The sequence below is a fragment of the Lactococcus sp. S-13 genome (assembly GCF_004210295.1).
Lineage (GTDB): Bacteria > Bacillota > Bacilli > Lactobacillales > Streptococcaceae > Lactococcus.
Genome location: NZ_SDAK01000001.1, coordinates 633452 through 653802 on the forward strand (window position 1 = coordinate 633452; position 20351 = coordinate 653802).

Sequence of the window (20351 nt, forward strand, 5' to 3'; positions counted from 1 at the left end):
CAAAACTGTCGTCTTTTTTAGACTTTTGCTTCAACCCCTTCTTGACGCTCAGTGGTTGCATCATTCAAACCCGCTAAAACACGTTTGGAATTTCCAAAGGTCAAAAATTGATAACGTTTCCCAGCATAACTAAATTCAAATCCCGATTTGGTCGTTCTCACCGCCGTGATATATTTCAAATCAATACTTTTCATTTTCACCCGTGGAAAAGTTGTGAAATGTAGCTGCCCATCAGCAATGAAAAATCGATGAGGCCAAATCAAAACCACAAAGGCCAAATATGAAAGAATAGCTAAACTCGTCAAAAACCAGTTCCCTTGCTTATCCAACTCATAAAAAATGATTCGCTCAAAGCTTAAAATAATAATTGACCAGAGCCAAGCCAAGCGATGATTGAGTGAAACTGGAAGAAAATATCCTGTTTTCATTGATTCCTCTCTTACATATAATTTTAATGATAGACAAGCTAAGCCAGTACTTCTAGCGCTTGCTTAGCTTTGACCGTCTATTTTTTAGTACCTACAAATAACACGCAAGTTTTAGTAATTTATGTTATTTTTTAAGCTTATCCTGACCTTTTTGAACTTGAGGAATATCTGTCGTATAGTCTGACAAACTGCTTGTTCCCTGATTTTGACTGATCAGACTCGTTGATCTTGCGGCCAAATCTTTGTTCTCTTTTGCAAGGCGTTTCTCAGTTGCTTTTTCTGTGTAATTATAATCTTTTGCATTGACTGGTTTGAAGCCATCAGGCGTGTAGAATCTCAATAAGTTTTGATTATTAAGCGTATCCGAAGCTTTAAGTAACTGAGCCACTTTTTCTTTTGTTGCCTTGACATAGGCTTCTTGTTCAGGAGTTAATTTCTCAATTGCTAGGCCTGTCTGTGTGTCGTAATAGTAACGGCTATTCAAACTTGGCAAAGTAATCGTTGGCGTCACAAACCCACCATTGCGCAGCGCCACATAATCTTGACGCCCAGAAGCAAACATATCTTGTCCAAACTGCACATATTTTTTAGAATCAATTCCTAACAAATGCTCAAGCGTTGGCATCACATCCACTTGCCCAACATAAGTGTCAATGATATGACCATCAGTATGTCCAGGAATATCAACCATAAATGGTGTCCGTTGCAACATCGTATTATCGAAACTATTAAAATCATCGGCAGTATAACCAATATAAGGAGCCAAGGCTTTCAAGTCAGAGCCAGAAACACCATAGTGGTCACCATACAAGACGATAATTGACTTCTCATAAAGTCCAGATTTTTTCAAATAAGCAAAGAATTGTTCCACTGCTTGATCCAGATAATGAGCCGTTTCAAAGTAACCGTCCACCAATTTATTTCCTGAATCTACCGTTGCAAAGTTAGGATCTTTGTCTTCTTCATCCATCGTATAAGTCAAATGGTTGGTTACCGTCAGATATTTCATATAGAACGGTTGTTGCATTTGCTCAAGGAGCGGCACAGAATCACGGAAAAGTAATTTATCTTTGATTCCCCAAGGACTCATATTTGAAGCAGAACTATCAAAGAAAGATTGGTCAAAGAAATTTTGATAACCCATCTGTTTGTAAGTATTCAGACGATTGTAGAAAGCACCAACATTCCCGTGAACCACGGCTGAGCTGTAACCTTCTGTTTGATTCAAAATAGCTGGCATGGCTTGGAAAGTTTGCGTCGAGCCATATTTTGCAAAAAGTGAACCAGCTGGGAGACCGAAAGTTGAATTTTCTAACAAGTTTTCCGCATCAGATGTTTTACCTTGCCCGACTTGGTTGAAGAAATTGCTGAATGAATAAACTGAATTGGAGTGATAAAGAGAGTTCAAGAACGGTGTCACCACGTGTTCTTTGCCATCTGTTCCTTTGATTGACAAATCAATCAAATCTTGTTGGAAGGATTCCAAGTGAATCTCGATAACATTGCGGTTTTTAGCAATACCAAACATCTTCGCATTTGGTGCGAGATAACGATTGTCCGCAATGTATTTCTGGATTTCTTCTAAATTATCTTTGCTGGCATCTTTACGCTGTGAATTAGCAAGATGAGTGTAATAACCGTCTGTCAACATCCACGGACCTAAGCCCAAATAACGGACAATGTAAGTTTTATCTGATTGCGCACGACGCAAAATCAATTGATTTTTGTTAAAGTCACCAAACCAGAAGTTCAAACCAAAAAGTGCAAGACCCATTGAAACGAAGGTAAAAGCTCTTTTAGCTCCTACTGGTCGTTGATCAAATTTGATTTTTTTAGCAACAATCAAGACAATAATCACAATAAGATCAATCCAGTAAATCCAGTCCATTAAATGAACAGGTACCGAGCCAAAATCAAAACCGTGTTGGAACATTCCAGCTCCACCGGTCATGGTATCAATCGTGATAAAGTCAGTAAATTCGCGATAATAGAGAACATTGAGGTAAAGCAAGAAAGTAGCAGCAATACTCAAAACTAAGGTCGCTAAATAGAAAAGCGAAGTTCTTCTAATAAATAAAAGAATTGCAAAACAAGTTGCTGTAAAACCAATAGGATTGATAAACATCAACAAAAATTCTGCTGGACCAACGCCACGGAGATTAAATACTCCAAAATAGGCTACCATTGATTTCGCCCAGACAAAGAATACAATAATACTAAGCAAACCAACACGAGTGTTGAAAGCAGATCGTAATTTTTTCAATTTTTTAACCTCAAAAATATAGTCGCCTTTGTTCAAAAAAGTAAAGCTCTTTTAAACAAAAACTGCATTCAGTGCATCAGTACAGTCGGTACTAATGGAGGCGCAAAAGCGCCTAATTTAATTTTTCATGTCCTAATGAACTGGAGTTTAATCACGTTTAGATTGCTTAAATTATACGATATTTCAGTAATTAAGGCAACTAATTTACCGGTTGCCTTTTAGGCCTCTGCCCGCAAAAACTCAGGTTTCAGTATAACATATGTATTTTAAAACTATCTTAAAGTTACTTTTTATCCTGATCAAGTTTGACAGAAATAATTTTGGAAATTCCCGCATCCGCCATCGTTACACCATACATGGCACCAGCTGCTGCCATTGTTCCTCGACGATGTGTGACCACAATGAATTGATTACTGTTATCAAAGTGATTCATATAATCACCAAAACGTTTGACGTTGGCTTCGTCAAGGGCAGCTTCCACTTCATCAAGCACGACAAAAGGAACTGTTCGCACGCGTAAAATTGCAAAAATCAAAGCTAATGCGGTCAAGGCTTTTTCGCCTCCCGACATCAGGTTTAGGCTGGACAATTTTTTTCCAGGTGGCTGAACTTTGATTTCGACGCCTGCTTCTAAAAGATTTGTTGAGGTCAGTTCCAAATCGGCTTGACCGCCAGTGAACATTTGAGAAAAAGTGGTTTTAAAGCTTTCACGAATAGCTTCAAAACTAGCTTTGAATCGAATCGCAACTTCTTCATTCATGTCTTCAATGGTGCTTAAAAGGAGTGCTTTGGCTTCCAACAAGTCTTCTTTTTGACCTGACAAGAAAAGGAAGCGTTCGTTGACTTCATCGTATTGAACAATGGCATCCAGATTGATTGGGCCAAGCGCTCGAATTTGTCGTTCCAAATTTTTGAGTTTTTGTTCACCGCTCGCCAAATCTTCGAGGTCTTCTGCCTTTTCTTGGGCAGCTTTGAAGCTTATCTGATGTTCACTGTTGAGTTGTTCTTGCAAGTTTATCAACTCTTGTTCAAGCTGTTCGATTTGCAGTTCATAACGTGTTTTTTGAGTGTTGAGTTCTTGATTTTTTTGGATAAAGTCTTGGTTGTGTTGCTCCCAATCTTCCAATTGTGCGCTCAGATCTTCGCGCTCAAATTTCAAACTGACCATGCGCACATTGATTTGACTGAGTCGCTCTTCCACATCAACCAACTGGGTGGCAAATTCGTTGCGCTCATTTTCATCAAAAGTAATGGGATTCAAAAGCGCATTCAGTTGCTCTTTTTCTGTTTTTAATCCTGCCAGATCAGCTAACAAACGCTTTTCATCGGCTTTGTTGAATTTTAATTCGCTAAGAATTTCTGATTGGCGTAATTGTTTGCTGGTATAGGCTTGATTTTTTTCGCTTTGCAGATTTTTGTAGGCTTGCGCATTGACCTTGACTTCTTCGAGTTCTTGCTCAATGGCTAATTTGCGTTTGGCAATTTGATCAAGCTTTTGTGTTTTACTTTCATTTTGCTTCGTCAATGCCAACAGGTGGCTTGCTGCATCTTGGCTCACGGTCAAATCTGTCAGTTTTTCTAATGCTGCTTTTTGTTCACTGAGTTGTTCGATTTTTAAAGCAAGTGACTGTTCGGCAAAGCGTTTTTCTTCACCTTGTGTTTTTAAGCTTGCAATGTTTTCAAGTAAGTCATTTCGCGCACTTTGTGCTTTTTGCACGGCTTTTTCAGCAGTTTTTAACTGATTTTCTGCTGTCAAAATTTGTTTTTCGAGGGCATCGATTTCGCTAGAAGTAAATGTAGTCGAATTTCGTTTACCAGCACCACCTGCATAAGAACCGCCTGGGTTAATTTGTGTCCCGTCCAAGGTCACAATGCGAACAGAATAGTTCATCGCACGCGCAATCGCAGTCGCATTTTCAGCCGTATCAACAATTACCGTTGTTCCCAATAGTGAACTGAGTGCTTTTTTTAGACGAGGTTCAAAATTAACTAAATTGATGGCCAAATCAATGAAGCCTGTCATTTGTTGAATTCGAGCTAAGCCACTAAATTCTCGTGCTTTGATTGTGGTCAAAGGCAAAAAAGTTGCCCGACCTAAGCGTTTTTCGCGCAAGAAAGCAATGGCTCTTTTGGCCGCATTTTCGTCTTCGGTAATAATATTTTGACTTCCGCCGCCGAGAGCAATGTCAATCGCTGTCGTGTACTGATGATCAAATGTCAGCAAATCGGCAACTACACCGATAATTCCACCAATTTGGCTTGCTGACTGCATCACCGCTCGCACCCCAGCAAAGAGATTACTATGACTCTCACGAATGTTCTGTAAAGAAGTCAATTTAGCTTTGAACTGATTTAAATCTTGCAAGCGATCGTACATCTCATCTTGCGCCATACGTTCTTGGGTGGCTTGGGCTTTTTCGGCTTGTCCTTTGGACTCAAAATCAGCTAGAAGTTCTGCAATTTCCGCTTTGATCAGACTCATTTGTTCTTTGGCCTGTGCTAATTCTGTGCTGATTTTTTCAAATTTGGTCAAATTTTCGCGGGCGGATTCGTCCTGCTCTGATTGCTGACGCGACAAAGTGCTGATTTCAGCTTTGTTTCGGACAATCTCGTTGGATAATTCGGCTTCTTCTTCAACCAACCGGACAAATTCGTCACGTAAGCGTTCCATCAGTGTTTCTGGAGATTCTGAGAGCGCAGATAAATCTTTTGACAATTCCGTCAGTGATTTCTCTAGCTCTACTTTTTCCGTCAGTAATTTCTCTGACTTATTTTGCACTTCCGTCAGCATTTTTTCGCTTTCGCTCAACTTGTCAGTCAAAGTTTGCAGGCGTTCCTGACGTTCATGGGCTGATTTTTGTGACGAATCTTTTTGAACATCAAAAAGCTCGATTTTCCGTGTCAAATCAGCTTTTAAGTTTGAAAAATGAAGTTGGTCTGCTTGTAACTTTTCTTGTTCAAGCTCGACTTTTTGACGTTTTGCTCGCAAAAGCGCCATTTCTTCATCGTAAGTTTTTTTGCGCGCAGACAGACCTGCTAAGTCTGTCAAAACTGCTGACAAATCAGTTTGTCTTTGCTCGTAAGTTGTTTTCTTGGCTTTCAATTGACCAACTAAAACAGCCAACGAAAGCTCTGTACGCTCCGCTTCTAGCTCTTGAAAACGCAGTGCCACATTGCGTTGCGCTTGCAAAGGAACCAACTGTCCGTTCAACTCATAGATGATGTCTTCAAGGCGATCCAAATTATCTTGGGTTGCTGCCAATTTTGACTGAGTTTCATTGCGACGATTTTTATATTTCAAAACGCCAGCTGCTTCTTCAAAAATGGCGCGGCGTTCTTCAGGTTTAGAGTTAAAGACAGACTCTATGCGTCCTTGCGAAATAATAGATAACGAGTCACGTCCAAGTCCAGTATCAGTAAATAGATCGTGGATATCGCGCAGACGACATTTGCGACCATTCAGTAAAAATTCAGAATCGCCATTGCGATACAAACGTCTTGTGACCACAACTTCTTCTTGCTCATCTTGACCTTGGAGATACTGATCAGAATTGTCAAAATAGGCCATGACCTCGGCATAATTGAGCGCACGGCGTTTTTCCGTCCCAGCAAAAATAACATCGGGCATCTTGCCTCCGCGCAATGCTTTGGCTGATTGTTCGCCTAAAACCCAGCGTAACGCCTCAACAATATTGGATTTTCCCGAACCATTAGGGCCAACAACCGCTGTGATTCCTTGGTCAAATTCAATCTTTGTTTTGTCCGCAAAGGATTTAAAACCGACAATTTTCATTTTTTTAAGATACATGATTTTGCCCTTTTATTGCATTTTCTGCCGCTTTTTGTTCCGCTACTTTTTTAGATTTGCCAATGCCTCGTCCAAGTTCTTTTCCGTTGTTAAAAACGGCAGCGACAAAAGAACGATCGTGAGCCGGCCCCTCTTCTTCTAAGATTTTATAAGTAATCGTTGTTTCACCACCGACTTGTAAAATTTCTTGAAGCTCTGTTTTGTAGTCAATCACTTTGACATAATCATCGGCTTTGACGTGTGGAATGACCACCCGATAAATAAATTTACGTACTTCGTCCATGCCTTGATCAATGAAAAGCGCACCTAAAAAGGCTTCAAAAAGGTTTTCCAAAGTCGTTTCACGTTTACGTCCACCTGTTTTTTCTTCACCGTGTCCAAGTCGTAAAAATCCACCAAAGCCGCAACTCCGTGAAAAATTCGCCAACGATTCTGTCCGCACAATACTTGAGCGCATCTTGGACAATTCGCCCTCTAATTTTTCCGGATATGTCCGATAAAGATAATCCGAAATAACCAATGATAAGGCAACGTCTCCCAAAAATTCCAAACGTTCATTGTTTGCGATCTTTGGGAGCCGTTCTTCATTCGTAAAAGAAGAATGAGTAAAAGCCGTTTTGAGCAGTTCCTCATCTTTGAAGACTAGACCATAGTCATTTTTTAATTTTTGTTGAAGCTTGAGCATTGCAGCCTCCTTTAGTTAAAACTTCTATCATTTTTTAGTTTTACTTTTTAATTATACCAAAAAATTTCTGCTTTTGTCTGTATTTTCGTGGGGCTTCAGCCTATATTTGACTTTTTCAAAAAAGAAAAACAGATCTATTTCTCTTTTGCAGCAGAAATAATCTGTTTTTCTTTTTTTATCAATTGCTCAGATTTGAGGGGAAAAATAAATGACCTAAAGTTGCTGCCATGACTGCTTTAATCGTATGCATTCGATTTTCTGCTTGTTCAAAAACAATCGAATTTTCGGATTGGAAGATTTCGTCAGTGACTTCTAATTCTTCAAGGTTGTAATCCCATTTTATCTGTTGCATCACTTTGGTGTTCATGTCATGAAAACTTGGCAAGCAATGCATAAAAATAAATTCACGATTTAAAATTTTGTCAGTTAATTTTTTGTTAATTTGATAAGGTTTGAGCAAGTTTATTCGCTCGGCTGTCTGATTTTCTTCCCCCATACTAATCCAGACATCTGTATAGATAATATCAGCATTAGCAACAGCGTTAATATCTGTTCGGATACTGATTTTGCTTCCACTTCTCAGGGCATTTTTGCGGGCAAGTTGCTGAATTTCCCAAGTCGGCTGCAAGGCTTCAGGTGATACAATTGTGACATCCATTCCCAAAATAGTCGCTGTAACCAGCAAAGAATTGGCGACATTATTTCGTCCATCACCCACATAAACCAAAGTCAGCTTTTTCAAGCGACCAAAATGTTCTTTTATGGTCATGAAATCAGCTAACATCTGCGTGGGATGCCATTCATCAGTTAGACCATTCCACACTGGAACTCCCGAATCCCTAGCCAGTGTTTCTACATCGGCTTGCTTGTAACCTCGAAATTCAATCCCATCAAACATTCTCCCCAGAACCTTTGCAGTATCAGAAATCGATTCTTTTTTTCCTAACTGAATGTCATTTGGGCCAAGAAATTCTGGATGCGCTCCAAGATCAACTGCCGCTGTCGTGAACGCTGCCCTTGTCCTTGTTGATGTTTTTTCAAAAATCAGTGCAATATTTTTATCCATCAAATACTTATGTTGGATATTTTCTTTTTTTAAACGTTTGAGATGAATCGCTAAATCAATCAAACAAATCAATTCTTCTTTGCTAAAATCTATTTCTTTTAGAAAACTTTTACCTTGAAACATTTTTTCTCCTTCATTTTGAGCCAAGCAATCAATGAGTAATCAAAGTCCCCTGACCTTTGTCCGTAAATAATTCCAATAATAAAGCATGTGGAACACGCCCATCTAACAAAACTGCTCGTCCCAGTCCTTCTTGCATCGCATATTTGATTGCTTCAATCTTTGGAATCATTCCGTCAGTAATTTTTCTTTCACTGACCAATTTTTCTAAGTTTGCAAGATTGATTTCTTCAATAAGACTATTTTCGTCAGCAAAATCTCTGTAAAGTCCACGCACATCACTCAGCAAAATGAATTGCTCAGCTTGCAAAGCACCCGCAATTCGACTCGCCGCCGTGTCAGCATTGACATTATAAATCGCTCCGCCAAGCCCCATAGCCGCTGACGCAATAACCGGAATGGCATCCGTCTGATTGATTTGATCAATCCACTCGGGATGAATGGCCGTAATTTTTCCGACGTAACCCAATTCTTCAGAAAGCTGCTCCGCCTCGATTAACCGACCATCCACGCCAGAAAGCCCAATCGCATTCCCTCCCAAACGAATCAAATCTTGAACCAAACTTTTATTGACACGACCAGCCAATGCCATCAGCGCTAATTGAGCTGTTTTTTCATCAGTCACGCGCAAGCCATTGATAAACTGTGTTTTATGCTGATATTTGGCAAGGAGTTCTGCAATTGCTGGCCCGCCTCCATGAACTAAGACCACTTTGATTCCCACCGTTTTGAGCAATAAAACATCTCGCAAAATACTTTCTTTCACCTTTTCGTCAATCATTGCATTGCCCCCATACTTGATGACCACAGTCTGATCGCGGTATTTGAGCAAATATTTTAAACTTTCGGTCAAAGTCTGTGCTGTAATTTCTGAATCCATCATAAAAGGCTCTCCAATAGTTCTGCTCCTTTTTGCATTTCCTCCTTGCTCATCACAAGCGGAGGCAGCAAACGAATCACATCATGTCCTGCCGATAAAGCAAGCATCCCATTTTCTCGCAATGACGCAAGAATTTCCGGTACTTTTGCTTCATCAGCCAATTGAATCCCCATCATCAATCCCAAAGCTCTGATGTTTTTGACTGTAGATTTCGCTGATAACTTTTCCGTCAGCGTCGCAAAGAAAAATTGACCCTTGTCAGCAACTTCGGCTAAAAATTCAGGCGTCATCGCTTTTAAAACTTCATTGGCACTGGCCATTGCCAATGGATTTCCCCCAAAAGTTGAGCCGTGCTTACCAGCCGAGAAATAATGGGCATATTGATTTTTAGCGAGCATTGCCCCAACCGGCAGTCCATTGGCTAAAGCTTTAGCGACCGTGAAAATATCGGGTTCCAAGCCGAAATGTTCAAAAGAAAAAAGTTCCCCAGTCCGCCCAATTCCCGTCTGTACCTCATCAATAATCAACAAAATTCCTTTTTTCTGACACTTTTTCAGAGCTGCAACAAAATCGGCAGTGATGGGTAAAACGCCCCCTTCGCCTTGTACAATTTCAAAAATAATCGCTCCAATTTTTTCGACTTTCACAACCTGCTCCAGTGCCGCCACGTCATTGTAGGGACTCGCAACAAAATCTGGCACTAACGGAGCAAACCCCGCTTGAATTTTTTCTTGCATCGTGGCGCTCATCGCTCCAAAAGTCCGTCCATGAAAACCGTCTTCGAAAGCTAGAATCTTCTGCCCAGCTTTAATCAACCTTGTCAACTTTAGCGCTGCTTCATTCGCTTCTGTCCCAGAATTGCAAAAGAAAGCTTTATAGTGATGATTTTGGCTCAACTTTTCAGCGACTTCTTCTTGGAGTGGATTTTGATAAAGATTTGAAAAATGAGCAAGCTGATCAAGTTGAGCCTTAACCGCCTCTTTTCCTTTCTCAAAACTATATCCCAAATTCATTACCCCAATTCCACTGGTAAAATCTAGATAACTCTTGCCTTCGTCATCAAACAAATGAACGCCTGTTCCTTTAGTTAAACTAAAAGGAAGTCGCCCATAATTTTCAAATAAATTTGTCATTTCTCACCCTCTTTTCTCAACTTGTATACAAAGCATTGATTTCCACGTACTTATAAGTTAAATCGCACCCCCAGGCCTGACCTGTCCCTGTTCCAGAATTCAAATCTGCCACAATGTTAATCTTTTGCTCTTTTAATTTTTCAGACAGAAAAACAGAATCAAAAGTCACAGGCGTTGAATGATAAAGCACAAGTTCGTCTTGGAGTTTGAGTTGAATATCACTGACTTCAAAAGTTGCCACTTGTCCGATACTTGAAATAATCCGTCCCCAATTGGGATCTGAACCAAAAATAGCTGTTTTTACCAGGCTTGAGCCGACAATTTTTTTGGCAATCATTCTGGCAGCCAAATCATCTGGCGCACCATTGACAGTGACTTCAATGAGTTTTGTTGCGCCTTCACCATCTGCTGCAATTTTCTGAGCTAAGTCCTGACAAACTTTTCCGAGCATCGCTTTGAACAAAAGATAGTCCGAAGAACCTTCTAGGATTTCTTTATTTTTTGCTTGACCATTAGCCATGACTAAGACCGTGTCATTTGTTGAGGTATCTCCGTCCACAGTGATTTGGTTAAACGTGGTCTCAATGAGCTGTGTCAACGTTTTTTGGAGCAGGGGTTGGGCAATGTTGGCGTCTGTCGTGATGAAGGCAAGCATCGTTGCCATATTGGGATGAATCATTCCAGAACCCTTGCAAACTCCAGCCATATTAACCTTTTTCCCGCCAATTTCACCTTCCAAATTAATGGTTTTGGTCTTGGTATCTGTCGTCAAAATCGCTTGGGCAAAATATTCTGCCTGACCTGCTTTGGAAAGTTTTGTGATTCCAGTAGCTATTTTTTCCATCGGCAGTTGAACACCAATCACACCTGTGGAGCAGACGGCAACTTCGTCTTGCTTGAGTTGAAATTTTTCAGCGACTAATTGCTGTGTTTTTAAGGCATTTTCAAAGCCTTGCTTGCCCGTTACCGCATTGGCAATCGCTGAATTACAGATAATTGCTTGAGCTGAGCCTTTTTGGATGATTTTTCGATCGAGCAAAACCGGTGCCGCACACACTTTATTTGTTGTAAATACGCCAGCGATAGCTGCGGGAACTTCACTTAAAATCACGCCTAAGTCTAAATTTTTATATTTTAATTGTGCATGAACGGCATCCGCCAAAAATCCTTTCGGTGTCGCAATCGTTCCTTTGATTTCCTTCATTTTTTCCTCTTTTTCTAAAGACTTGGAATAAAATCCAAGCCTAAATTTTCCTCATAGCCAAATAATTGATTAAAATTTTGCACAGCTTGTCCCGCAGCGCCTTTCATGAGGTTATCAATGACCGAAACCACAGTTACAACATTTGTCACCGGGTTATAGGCCAAGCCAATATCACAAAAGTTTGTTCCGATTACCTCGGAGAGCTGCGGCATTTGTCGTCGGACTCTAACAAAGGGTTTGTCAGCAAATGCCTGCTCATAAGCTGATTGCAAGCTTGCAAAGTCAACCGCGTCAGCGACTTTGGCATAAGTGCTGACGAAAATTCCACGACTGACAGGAATTAAAGAGGTTGAAAACTGCAAGGCTTTAAAATTTGGATTCCAGCGCTTGAGTTGTTGCGCAATTTCTGGAATGTGCTGATGACTATTGATTTTATACATGGACATATTATCCGCTACATTCACGAAATGACTAGAGACGCTAAGCGATTTACCTGCACCCGATAGACCTGATTTGGCGTCCACAATGATGGAATCAAGTTCAATCAGCTGATTTTTTACCAAGGGATAGAGCGCTAATAAAGTCGCGGTAGCATAACAGCCCGGATTGGCAATATAATTTGCTTTGGCTTGCCCGATATCGGCAAGATGATATTCCGCTTTTAATAAATATTCAATATCAGCAGATGTATTTTTATACCATTTTTTGTATATTTCAGGATTTTCTAAGCGGAAATCTCCTGATAAGTCAATGACTGGAAAATCCTGCTCGATAAAATCTAAAGCTAGCTTTTTGCTTACTCCCGACGATGTCGCAAAGAATACAGCATCACACTTTTCCATGATTTCTTGGGCATCAAACTCGATAATGGTGAGTTCTGTCAGGCTTTCAAATTGCGGAAAGACTTCTGACAATTTTTCTCCAAGATGACTTGTCGCACAAATTTTTGTAATTTCAACTGCGGGATGGCTTTGAAGTAAACGAAAAAGTTCTAATCCACTATAACCTGTAATTCCAACAATCGCTATTTTTTTCATAATTACACTCACTTTTTGTATTTTTATACACTATACTACTTTGAGTTTTGTTTGTCAAGAATTTTTGTATTTTTATACCGTTTTTTGATATAAAATAAAAGAGAGAAATTAAATCCCTCTCTTAAATCTTGCTTTTATCATGTTTTATATTTTATTCCCTCTGAAATCATTTGTATTTTCATGCATTTTTCAAAAAATAAAAAGCAGCAAAAGCTACTTTATATCTCTAACGGGTCAAATCGACGCGCTTGCCCAACTTGTCCATGATGAAGGCACCCACCAATAAGCTGGCAAATTCGCCCAAGGCCAATGTCAACCAAGTCCACCAGAAGGGTAAACCAGAAATGACTTTCAACTCCAAAGCAATCGTGAACATACTTGCCGAAAAGAAAAGGGCAAAGTAGAAAAAGGCTTTGTTCAATTGACCATTGAAAAAATATTGTTTTTTAAAGCGGTCAAATAAAAATACTCCGAGGCTAAGGAAAATCAAGGTGGACAGACCACCGACAATGACGTCAACCCAAGTAAAGCTCAAAAAGTTTGAAATCATACAGCCAATTGTCACTGCGACAATATATTTTTTGTTAAAAAAAGCAGTAAAATTGAGCATTTCTGACACTCGAAATTGGACAGGGCCATAGCTCATGGCGTTCAAACCAGGTGCTACGGTCAAAACGACATAAAGTGCCGCAACAATAGCGATTGTGACCAAGTCATAAGTTTTTGATTTTTTCAAAAGTTTCTCCTTTAGTGGTGAAAAACCACTTGTAATATGCTTGAGCAAAGGGTAGAAGGCTCAAGGGTTGACTCGCGATTGAGCAACATTTTTATTTTAGCAAATTTTTTGACAAATTAAAAGCACCGACTCACAGATCAGTACTTTTAATGCAGAGAATTTGCTGACGAAAACTTCTTAATGAATTTTGCACCAGAGATTTTGCTGACGAAAACTCCTTAATGAATTTTACACCAGAGAATTTGCTGACGAACACTTCTTAATGAATTTTGCATCAGAGAATTTGCTGACGAAAGTCTTATTTGATTGTCCAACCGCCATCAATTGGGACAACAGCTCCTGACATATAGTTGGCTTGCGGACTGGCTAGAAAAAGGGTTAATTCCGCCACTTCGCTGGCACTTGCCCAGCGTTTTGCAGGTGTTTCTTGAGCAACCCATTTTGCCATCTGACCATCATTTTCAGTGAAATCTGCCGCATTCATCGGCGTGTCAATGGCGCCTGGCGCAATCGCTAGAACTTGAATGCCATGTTGCGCTTCATCTAAAGCTAATTGTTTCGTTAGACCAACGATAGCGTGTTTACTGGCCGTATAAGCCACGCCGCCACCACCAGCGACTAAGCCAGCGACCGATGCCATATTGATAATCACACCCGCATTTTGTGCCTTCATTTTTGGCAAAAAAGCCGAAATCATCAAATACATGGAGTTCAGATTAGTCGCAAGGATACGTTGCCAGAGCAAAAAATCAGTCTCTTCTAAGGTTTTATAGGCGTCCAAAACCCCCGCCGTATTGCATAAAATATCAATTTCACCAAGTTCGCCTGCCAACTTTTTAACCGCCGCTTCATCTGCTACATCGCAAATTTTGCTAGCAAATCCCTGCTGTGAATTCACCTCAGGGTCTGTTACCTCTTGAATGTCCACAGCGACAACTTGCGCCCCTTCACTTAAGAAAGCCTTGACTTGCGCAAGGCCGATGCCGCTTGCAGCGCCAGTGATTAGCACTTTTTTTCCAGAAAAATTCATTCAAGCGCCCCTAGTCCACCAAAGCCCAGTCATTCGCCAAAACATCACAAGGCGTTGGCGCCCACATTGAGAATCCCTCGCCCTCACCAGAAACGTTGATGAGAAAATAGGGCGTCACCTCTAATTTTTCGCCTGATTCTAAAACAATCGAATCATAAAGCTTCACATAATTTTCCGCACCCGACCAACCTTGCGTACGGACTACTTTTTTCCCAGCTTTCAATAAAGCCAATGCTTCTTCAAAAATCATTTGTTCCCTCCAAATTTTAAAACATATTGAGTTCATTATAACAAACTACGCAGAATTTTGCGGAAGATAAAATTTCAAATTTCTTTCTTGATTTGTTCCCTTTGAAATTTTGTGTTATAATAATTTCAACAAAGTAGGACACGCAAAAAAACGGTCTGCGCTAACAGACCGCGTGTTCAAGCTTGGTTATGGGTGAACTAATCGCTAATTGCGATTAGTTTTTTTAATTTCAAGCCAGAGTCTGACTAGGTTAATTGCGAAGTCTAAAACTTCGATAATCATACCAAGTACCACCAGCATAAAATCCTCTCCATAACCAAGGAAATACCTTGACTTCATAGGCACCTCCTTCATCTAGAATTTGTCAGGGCGCATGAAACCAAGTGAACACTAAGAGGTTCCCCTCCTGATATACTATACGTAAAAAAACGTGAAAAATCACAAATTTTCACGTTTTTTATATTTGTTCTCATTTTTTATCTTTTGACAGTTGTTATCCAATCAATGAACCCGCAGGCACATCAGCATCCACTGTCAACACGCGCAATTGATCACCAAATTCAGCTGACAAAATCATTCCTTGTGAAACGTATTTTTTCATCATTTTACGTGGTTTCAAATTGGCAACAATTTGCAATTTCTTACCTACTAACTCTTGTTCATTTGGATAGAACTGACCAATTCCTGACAAGATTTGACGTGGTTCAGAATCACCTGCATCCAATTTAAATTTCAATAATTTATCAGAACCTTCGACACGTTCAACTTCAAGCACTTCGGCAACTTTAAGTTCAATTTTTTCAAAATCATCAAACTTAATTTGTGGCAAAGTCAAGTTCAACTCAACGTCTTCAGGCACCCACTCTTTTTCTGGCAAGACACCGCCAGCCATTTGTAATTGGATATAAGCCACCTCTTCTTCCACATCAAGACGCGGGAAGATTGGTTCACCTTTTGCGACAACTGGGTTTGTAAATGAATAGCCAAAAGCAAGATTTTCAAGTGAAAATGATACTTCATCCATTCCCAATTGCTCGAAGATTTTACCTGAAGTTGCACGCATAAATGGTTGTAAAAGTGCGCCTGCAATCCGTAAATTTTCAGCCAAATGATACAAAACATTATTCAATTTTGCTTTGTCGTCTTCTGATTTCGCAAGAACCCAAGGTGCTGTTTCATCAATATATTTATTTGTTCTTGAAATCAATGTCCAAACATCAGCCAAAGCCACGTTGAATTCAAATTTGTCCATTGCAGCATGGAAGTGAGTCATTGTTTGTGCAGTGACTTCTTCTAAACTTGCATCAAATTCAGTCGAAATTCCTGTGTTTTCAATCTTACCATCATTGTATTTGTTAATCATTGAAACAGTACGATTCAACAAATTCCCCAAATCATTGGCCAAATCAAAATTAATCCGTCCAACAAAGTCTTCTGGAGTGAAAATGCCATCTTGTCCAAACGAAATCGCACGCATCAAATAATAACGAACCGCATCAAGACCATAACGTTCAATCAACATCTCAGGATAAACAACATTTCCTTTTGATTTAGACATTTTTCCGTCTTTCATCAAGAGCCAGCCATGTCCGAACACTTGTTTTGGTGGTTCAATCCCTAGAGCTTTACAGAAAATTGGCCAATAAATCGTGTGGAAACGAACGATTTCTTTTCCGACCATGTTGACACCAGGCCAGAATTTTTTGTATAGTGAGTCATCGTCACCATAAAAACCAAGGGCTGTTACGTAGTTAAAGAGCGCATCCAACCACACATAAATCACGTGTTTAGGATTTGATTTTACTGGGATTCCCCATGTAAATGTTGTCCGAGAAACGGCTAAATCTTCCAAACCTGGTTTGATAAAATTATTAACCATTTCATTTTTGCGCATTTCTGGTTCAATGAATGTTGGATTAGCTTCATAAAACTCAAGGAGCCAGTCTGCGTATTTACCCATGCGGAAGAAATAAGATTCTTCTTCGACCCACTCCACTTCATGTCCAGATGGTGCAACCCCACCCGTCACATTACCTGCTTCATCTTTAAAAACTTCTTCAAGTTGAGTTTCAGTGAAAAATTCTTCATCTGAAACAGAGTACCAACCTGCATATTTGCCTAAGTAAATGTCATCTTGCTCAAGTAATTTTTCAAAGATTTTTTGAACGGCTTCTTCATGATAAGTATCTGTTGTACGGATAAATTTATCATAAGAAATGTCCAATTTTTTCCATAATTCTTGAACATCAGCCGCCATTGGGTCTAAGTATTCTTTAGGCGTCATTCCCAATTCTTCAGCTTTACGTTGAATTTTCATGCCGTGTTCATCAAGCCCTGTTAAATAAAAAGTATCAAAGCCCATCAAACGTTTGTAACGCGCAAGCACGTCACAAGCGATGGTCGTATAAGAACTCCCAAGGTGTAATTTCCCTGATGGATAATAAATCGGGGTTGTAATGTAAAAAGTTTTGTTTTCTGTCATATTTTTCCTCTTTCCGAGCAAATGAGGCTCGATATTTGAGAAGATTCTCATTAAATATTATATCAAAAAACCTCTAAAATCGCTTTGTCCGACTAAGTTTGGTATAATTAAGCATAGAAAAAGTGAGCTTTTTGCTGGGTTGTCTTTTGAAAATCCCTACTCACTTAAAATTAAAAAGGAAGAATAATGAATTACAAATTTATTTCATGGAATATTGATTCACTAAATGCAGCCTTGACTGGAGTTTCTGAACGGGCGGCTCTTTCGATGGCTGTCGTGGAAAATCTTGCCGCTGAAAATGCCGATATTATCGCCATACAAGAAACAAAGCTCTCTGATGATGCCAAAAAAGTAGGAAAACTTTACGAGATTTTGAACCAACATTTTCCGGAGTACACGATTGTCCATCGGATTAGTACTCCTCCTGCCCGAAAAGGTTATTCAGGAACGATGATGCTTTACAAAAAGAGCCTACCTGAGCCTATCGTGACCTTTCCGGAGATCGACGCCCCTGTGACAATGGATGCTGAGGGTCGAATCATCACGCTTGAGTTTCCTGAGTTTTTTGTAACGACCGTCTACACACCAAATAGCCAAGAAGGGTTGACTCGTCTTGACCTGCGTGGGGAATGGGATGATCGTTATCGTGCCTATCTTTGTCAGCTTGATCGCGAAAAACCTGTTTTTGCCTGTGGGGACTTCAATGCTGCCCATACGGAAATTGACCTCGCCAATCCGAGAGGAAATCAAAATACTGCTGGGTTCACGGATCAAGAGCGTGAAAAATTTGGCGCCTTGCTGGCAGCTGGTTTTACGGATAGTTTTCGTCAACTTCATCCCGAAGCTAAGGCTTATTTTGCGGAAGGAAAATCAAGCTACACTTGGTTTGCCCAACGGGCCAAAACGTCAAAAATCAATAATTCAGGTTGGAGGATTGATTATTGGCTCGTATCCAATCGCGTGGCGGAGCGTGTTTTGGTTTCTGAACCACTTGATTCTGGCGCTCGCTTGGATCATGTGCCGATTTTACTTGAATTTGAACTTTAAAAGAGCCGAAAGGTTCTTTTTTCTTGCCATTTCTTGGACTGAGCGATATAATGATTAAAATTATTGATGGAGGACTTGATGATGAGTGATAAAAACCTGCTTTTGGCTGAACATGAGACTTTGGAGACCACGCGCTTATTTTTACGAAAACTGGAGCTTTCAGATTTTTAAGCGTAAAAAAATGAGTGCATTCCACTCATTTTTTGATTTGTTCATAGGCTTCTGCTTTAAAGCCAATTTGCTCTACTTTCCCATTTTTTACAAGCAAGGGCCGTTTAACTAGCATTCCGTTGGCGGAAAGGAGGTCAGCTTTTTCTTGGTCGGTCAGGGTCGCCATTTGATCTTTGAGATTCAAATCACGATAGACTAAGCCACTTGTGTTAAAAAATTTGTTGACAGGAAAATCTGCTTGGGCAAACCATTCTTGAAATTGTTCGCTTGTTGGAGGCGTGCTTTTCAAGTCGATGGCGCGGTAGCTGATGCCTTGATTTTCTAAGGTTGCTTTGGCTTTTTTGCAAGTTGAACAGTTGGGATACCAATAGAAATCGACAACCATATTATATTTCCTCTTTCTTCCTAATGCTTCTCACTACGTGGATTTGGGAAGCTTTATTATTTTACAATTTTAGAAGTATTTTCTTTATTTTCCTAAATATTTCTTGTTATATTGTGTATTTTCTGTGTATTTAAATAGGCAATCTTTTTGAAGCTTTAAGACTGATTTCACCTAAAATCTTTGTTGCTTATTCCAGCGTTTGAGAAGTTATTTTTATATAATCTGCATAGACAGTGCGCGTCTAATTTCTTAGTAATAGCTTCAATAATTACTCCATTTTTGTACATCATTGTTGTATGGCTTGTTCTAAATTCGTGAGTAACAAACGAACGTTTTAATTTATGAGATGGAACTTTCGTAAATTTTTTTAGAAATTTATCTAGGTTGCTCCCCTCATCACTTTTTTCGCAAAAATATATTTCTTGTCTTATCTATTTTTGATTATTTCAATTTACCTAGAAGATATGTGCATACCCACATATGGAGATTCAAGTTTTGATTTCTTGCTCCTTGCTTGGTAGATTGAAACACTATGAACATTATCCCCAAATTCTATTTTATACCAATTTTTCAAAATTTGAAATCGTAATTCCCATAATTTCCAAAATATCATTGAAACTTATCGTTTGAAATTTGTCCTCATAGCATTCAAACAATTTTTTAATTTCAGAGTAAAATGTCGAAAATTGCGCTTTGTCCAAAACAGCTTTCATCATTACAATCGAAAGGAATAACTTTTTGTTATCAACTTCTGCTAACCGAAAATGATTTACAATATTTGCTGAACGGATATTTTTCAAATTTGAATTATAAACACGTTCTTCATGGGCACATTTATTTCGCACAATATTTGTCATTTTGATAATAGCACTTAGGTCACTACTTGAAATTTGCAGGCTTTCTCCATATTGTACCTTGTATTTTTCACTATAAAATTTTGCAATTCTATTTTTGAGTGACTCCGTCAAAATTCCAAAAAGATAAGACACATTTCCAATCGTCAAATAATTCATCAAGACCCACAGCGGTACCTCACCGTGAACCTCCACATAGTGCTTAATTGAAGGCTCTTTATCAACACGGTCCGAAATGATTTTAGTCAACATTGAAATCTGCTTCATCACACTTTTGGGATCATCAATGTAATTACTCAACTCCAAATAAGCATTTGAGAACTCATAAGAAATTTGTGTTTTGATTGAGTTTTCAAAAATAAGCAAATTCTTTAACAAAATTGAGCGCAACTCTCTGTCAAACAAATACAGATTTCTCAATTCCTTAAAATCTGTCCCAGCCTTAGAAGTTTCTGGTTCAATCGGACGACCATTCGCATCTTTTTCCAGAAACAAATCCTTATAGCCGTTAATGACATTATAATAGTTTTCTTGCTCCAAAAATCGCTTGGCTTTTTCGTCATCAGCCACAATCAAACCGCGGTCTCTCAAAATACGCAACTGCTCATCAAAACTCTTAAATTCCTTCATTTTTCTCCTTCCTGAATACAAAAAAGTCGGGGCACCGTATGCTTCCCGACCTAATCTTATTAACGTTATTATACTAATTTAGCGCGGTAATGTCAATAGAAATCACTTTCATAGGGATTTCAAAGCTGTCTATTCCTTCATT

General features: G+C 39.4%; 17 protein-coding genes and 1 riboswitch. Of the genes, 1 reads left to right on the top strand and 16 read right to left on the bottom strand.

Features of this window, described 5'->3' with window-relative positions; translation table 11 throughout:
- Nucleotides 1-17: 17 nt before the first annotated feature.
- The 14 genes from EQJ87_RS03215 to metG form a co-directional block, all read right to left on the bottom strand.
- A complete protein-coding gene (locus EQJ87_RS03215; RefSeq protein WP_130123308.1) occupies nt 18-428 on the bottom strand; it encodes an EbsA family protein in 411 nt (136 codons plus the stop codon).
- A 124-nt stretch (nt 429-552) separates the two neighbouring features.
- Nucleotides 553-2613: an LTA synthase family protein gene (locus EQJ87_RS03220; RefSeq protein WP_370449777.1), complete on the bottom strand. Its 2061-nt coding sequence runs from the start codon at nt 2611-2613 to the stop codon at nt 553-555.
- Between the two features lie 361 nt (nt 2614-2974).
- On the bottom strand, nt 2975-6499 hold the full coding sequence (gene smc / locus EQJ87_RS03225; protein WP_130123309.1) for a chromosome segregation protein SMC: 3525 nt from the start codon (nt 6497-6499) through the stop codon (nt 2975-2977).
- Complete coding sequence (rnc, locus tag EQJ87_RS03230; RefSeq protein WP_130123310.1) at nt 6489-7184, bottom strand: ribonuclease III; 696 nt, start codon at nt 7182-7184, stop codon at nt 6489-6491. The genes smc and rnc overlap by 11 nt, the downstream gene beginning before the upstream one ends.
- Nucleotides 7185-7362: 178 nt before the next feature.
- Complete coding sequence (gene argF / locus EQJ87_RS03235; protein ID WP_130123311.1) at nt 7363-8373, bottom strand: ornithine carbamoyltransferase; 1011 nt, start codon at nt 8371-8373, stop codon at nt 7363-7365.
- Between the two features lie 28 nt (nt 8374-8401).
- Nucleotides 8402-9253: an acetylglutamate kinase gene (argB, locus tag EQJ87_RS03240; protein ID WP_130123312.1), complete on the bottom strand. Its 852-nt coding sequence runs from the start codon at nt 9251-9253 to the stop codon at nt 8402-8404.
- The gene (locus tag EQJ87_RS03245) at nt 9250-10383 is read right to left on the bottom strand and encodes an acetylornithine transaminase (RefSeq protein WP_130123313.1); all 1134 of its coding nucleotides are present in this window, start codon (nt 10381-10383) and stop codon (nt 9250-9252) included. The genes argB and EQJ87_RS03245 overlap by 4 nt, the downstream gene beginning before the upstream one ends.
- A 16-nt stretch (nt 10384-10399) precedes the next feature.
- On the bottom strand, nt 10400-11587 hold the full coding sequence (gene argJ, locus EQJ87_RS03250; RefSeq protein WP_130123314.1) for a bifunctional glutamate N-acetyltransferase/amino-acid acetyltransferase ArgJ: 1188 nt from the start codon (nt 11585-11587) through the stop codon (nt 10400-10402).
- Between the two features lie 14 nt (nt 11588-11601).
- Entirely contained in the window at nt 11602-12624 is a 1023-nt protein-coding gene (argC, locus tag EQJ87_RS03255) for an N-acetyl-gamma-glutamyl-phosphate reductase (RefSeq protein ID WP_130123315.1), read from the bottom strand.
- 226 nt (nt 12625-12850) lie between these two features.
- Nucleotides 12851-13360, bottom strand: a complete 510-nt coding sequence (locus tag EQJ87_RS03260) for a QueT transporter family protein (protein ID WP_130123316.1) — start codon at nt 13358-13360, stop codon at nt 12851-12853.
- Nucleotides 13358-13464, bottom strand: a riboswitch (PreQ1 riboswitch). (Overlaps the previous gene by 3 nt.)
- Before the next feature lie 194 nt (nt 13465-13658).
- Entirely contained in the window at nt 13659-14390 is a 732-nt protein-coding gene (locus tag EQJ87_RS03265) for a 3-oxoacyl-ACP reductase (RefSeq protein WP_130123317.1), read from the bottom strand.
- A 10-nt stretch (nt 14391-14400) separates the two neighbouring features.
- Nucleotides 14401-14640 (bottom strand): DUF2829 domain-containing protein, encoded by a 240-nt coding sequence (locus EQJ87_RS03270; protein WP_130123318.1) that lies wholly within the window; start codon nt 14638-14640, stop codon nt 14401-14403.
- Between the two features lie 204 nt (nt 14641-14844).
- Complete coding sequence (locus EQJ87_RS11780; RefSeq protein WP_255411624.1) at nt 14845-14979, bottom strand: hypothetical protein; 135 nt, start codon at nt 14977-14979, stop codon at nt 14845-14847.
- Between the two features lie 154 nt (nt 14980-15133).
- Nucleotides 15134-17122, bottom strand: a complete 1989-nt coding sequence (gene metG / locus EQJ87_RS03275) for a methionine--tRNA ligase (RefSeq protein WP_130123319.1) — start codon at nt 17120-17122, stop codon at nt 15134-15136.
- 186 nt (nt 17123-17308) lie between these two features.
- Between metG and EQJ87_RS03280 the strand changes: the two genes are divergently transcribed.
- Nucleotides 17309-18169, top strand: a complete 861-nt coding sequence (locus EQJ87_RS03280; protein WP_130123320.1) for an exodeoxyribonuclease III — start codon at nt 17309-17311, stop codon at nt 18167-18169.
- A gap of 196 nt (nt 18170-18365) precedes the next feature.
- On the opposite strand, the gene EQJ87_RS03290 is transcribed toward EQJ87_RS03280, so the two are convergent.
- On the bottom strand, nt 18366-18725 hold the full coding sequence (locus EQJ87_RS03290) for an arsenate reductase family protein (protein ID WP_130123321.1): 360 nt from the start codon (nt 18723-18725) through the stop codon (nt 18366-18368).
- A gap of 557 nt (nt 18726-19282) precedes the next feature.
- On the bottom strand, nt 19283-20209 hold the full coding sequence (locus EQJ87_RS03295) for an Abi family protein (protein WP_130123322.1): 927 nt from the start codon (nt 20207-20209) through the stop codon (nt 19283-19285).
- Nucleotides 20210-20351: the final 142 nt, after the last annotated feature.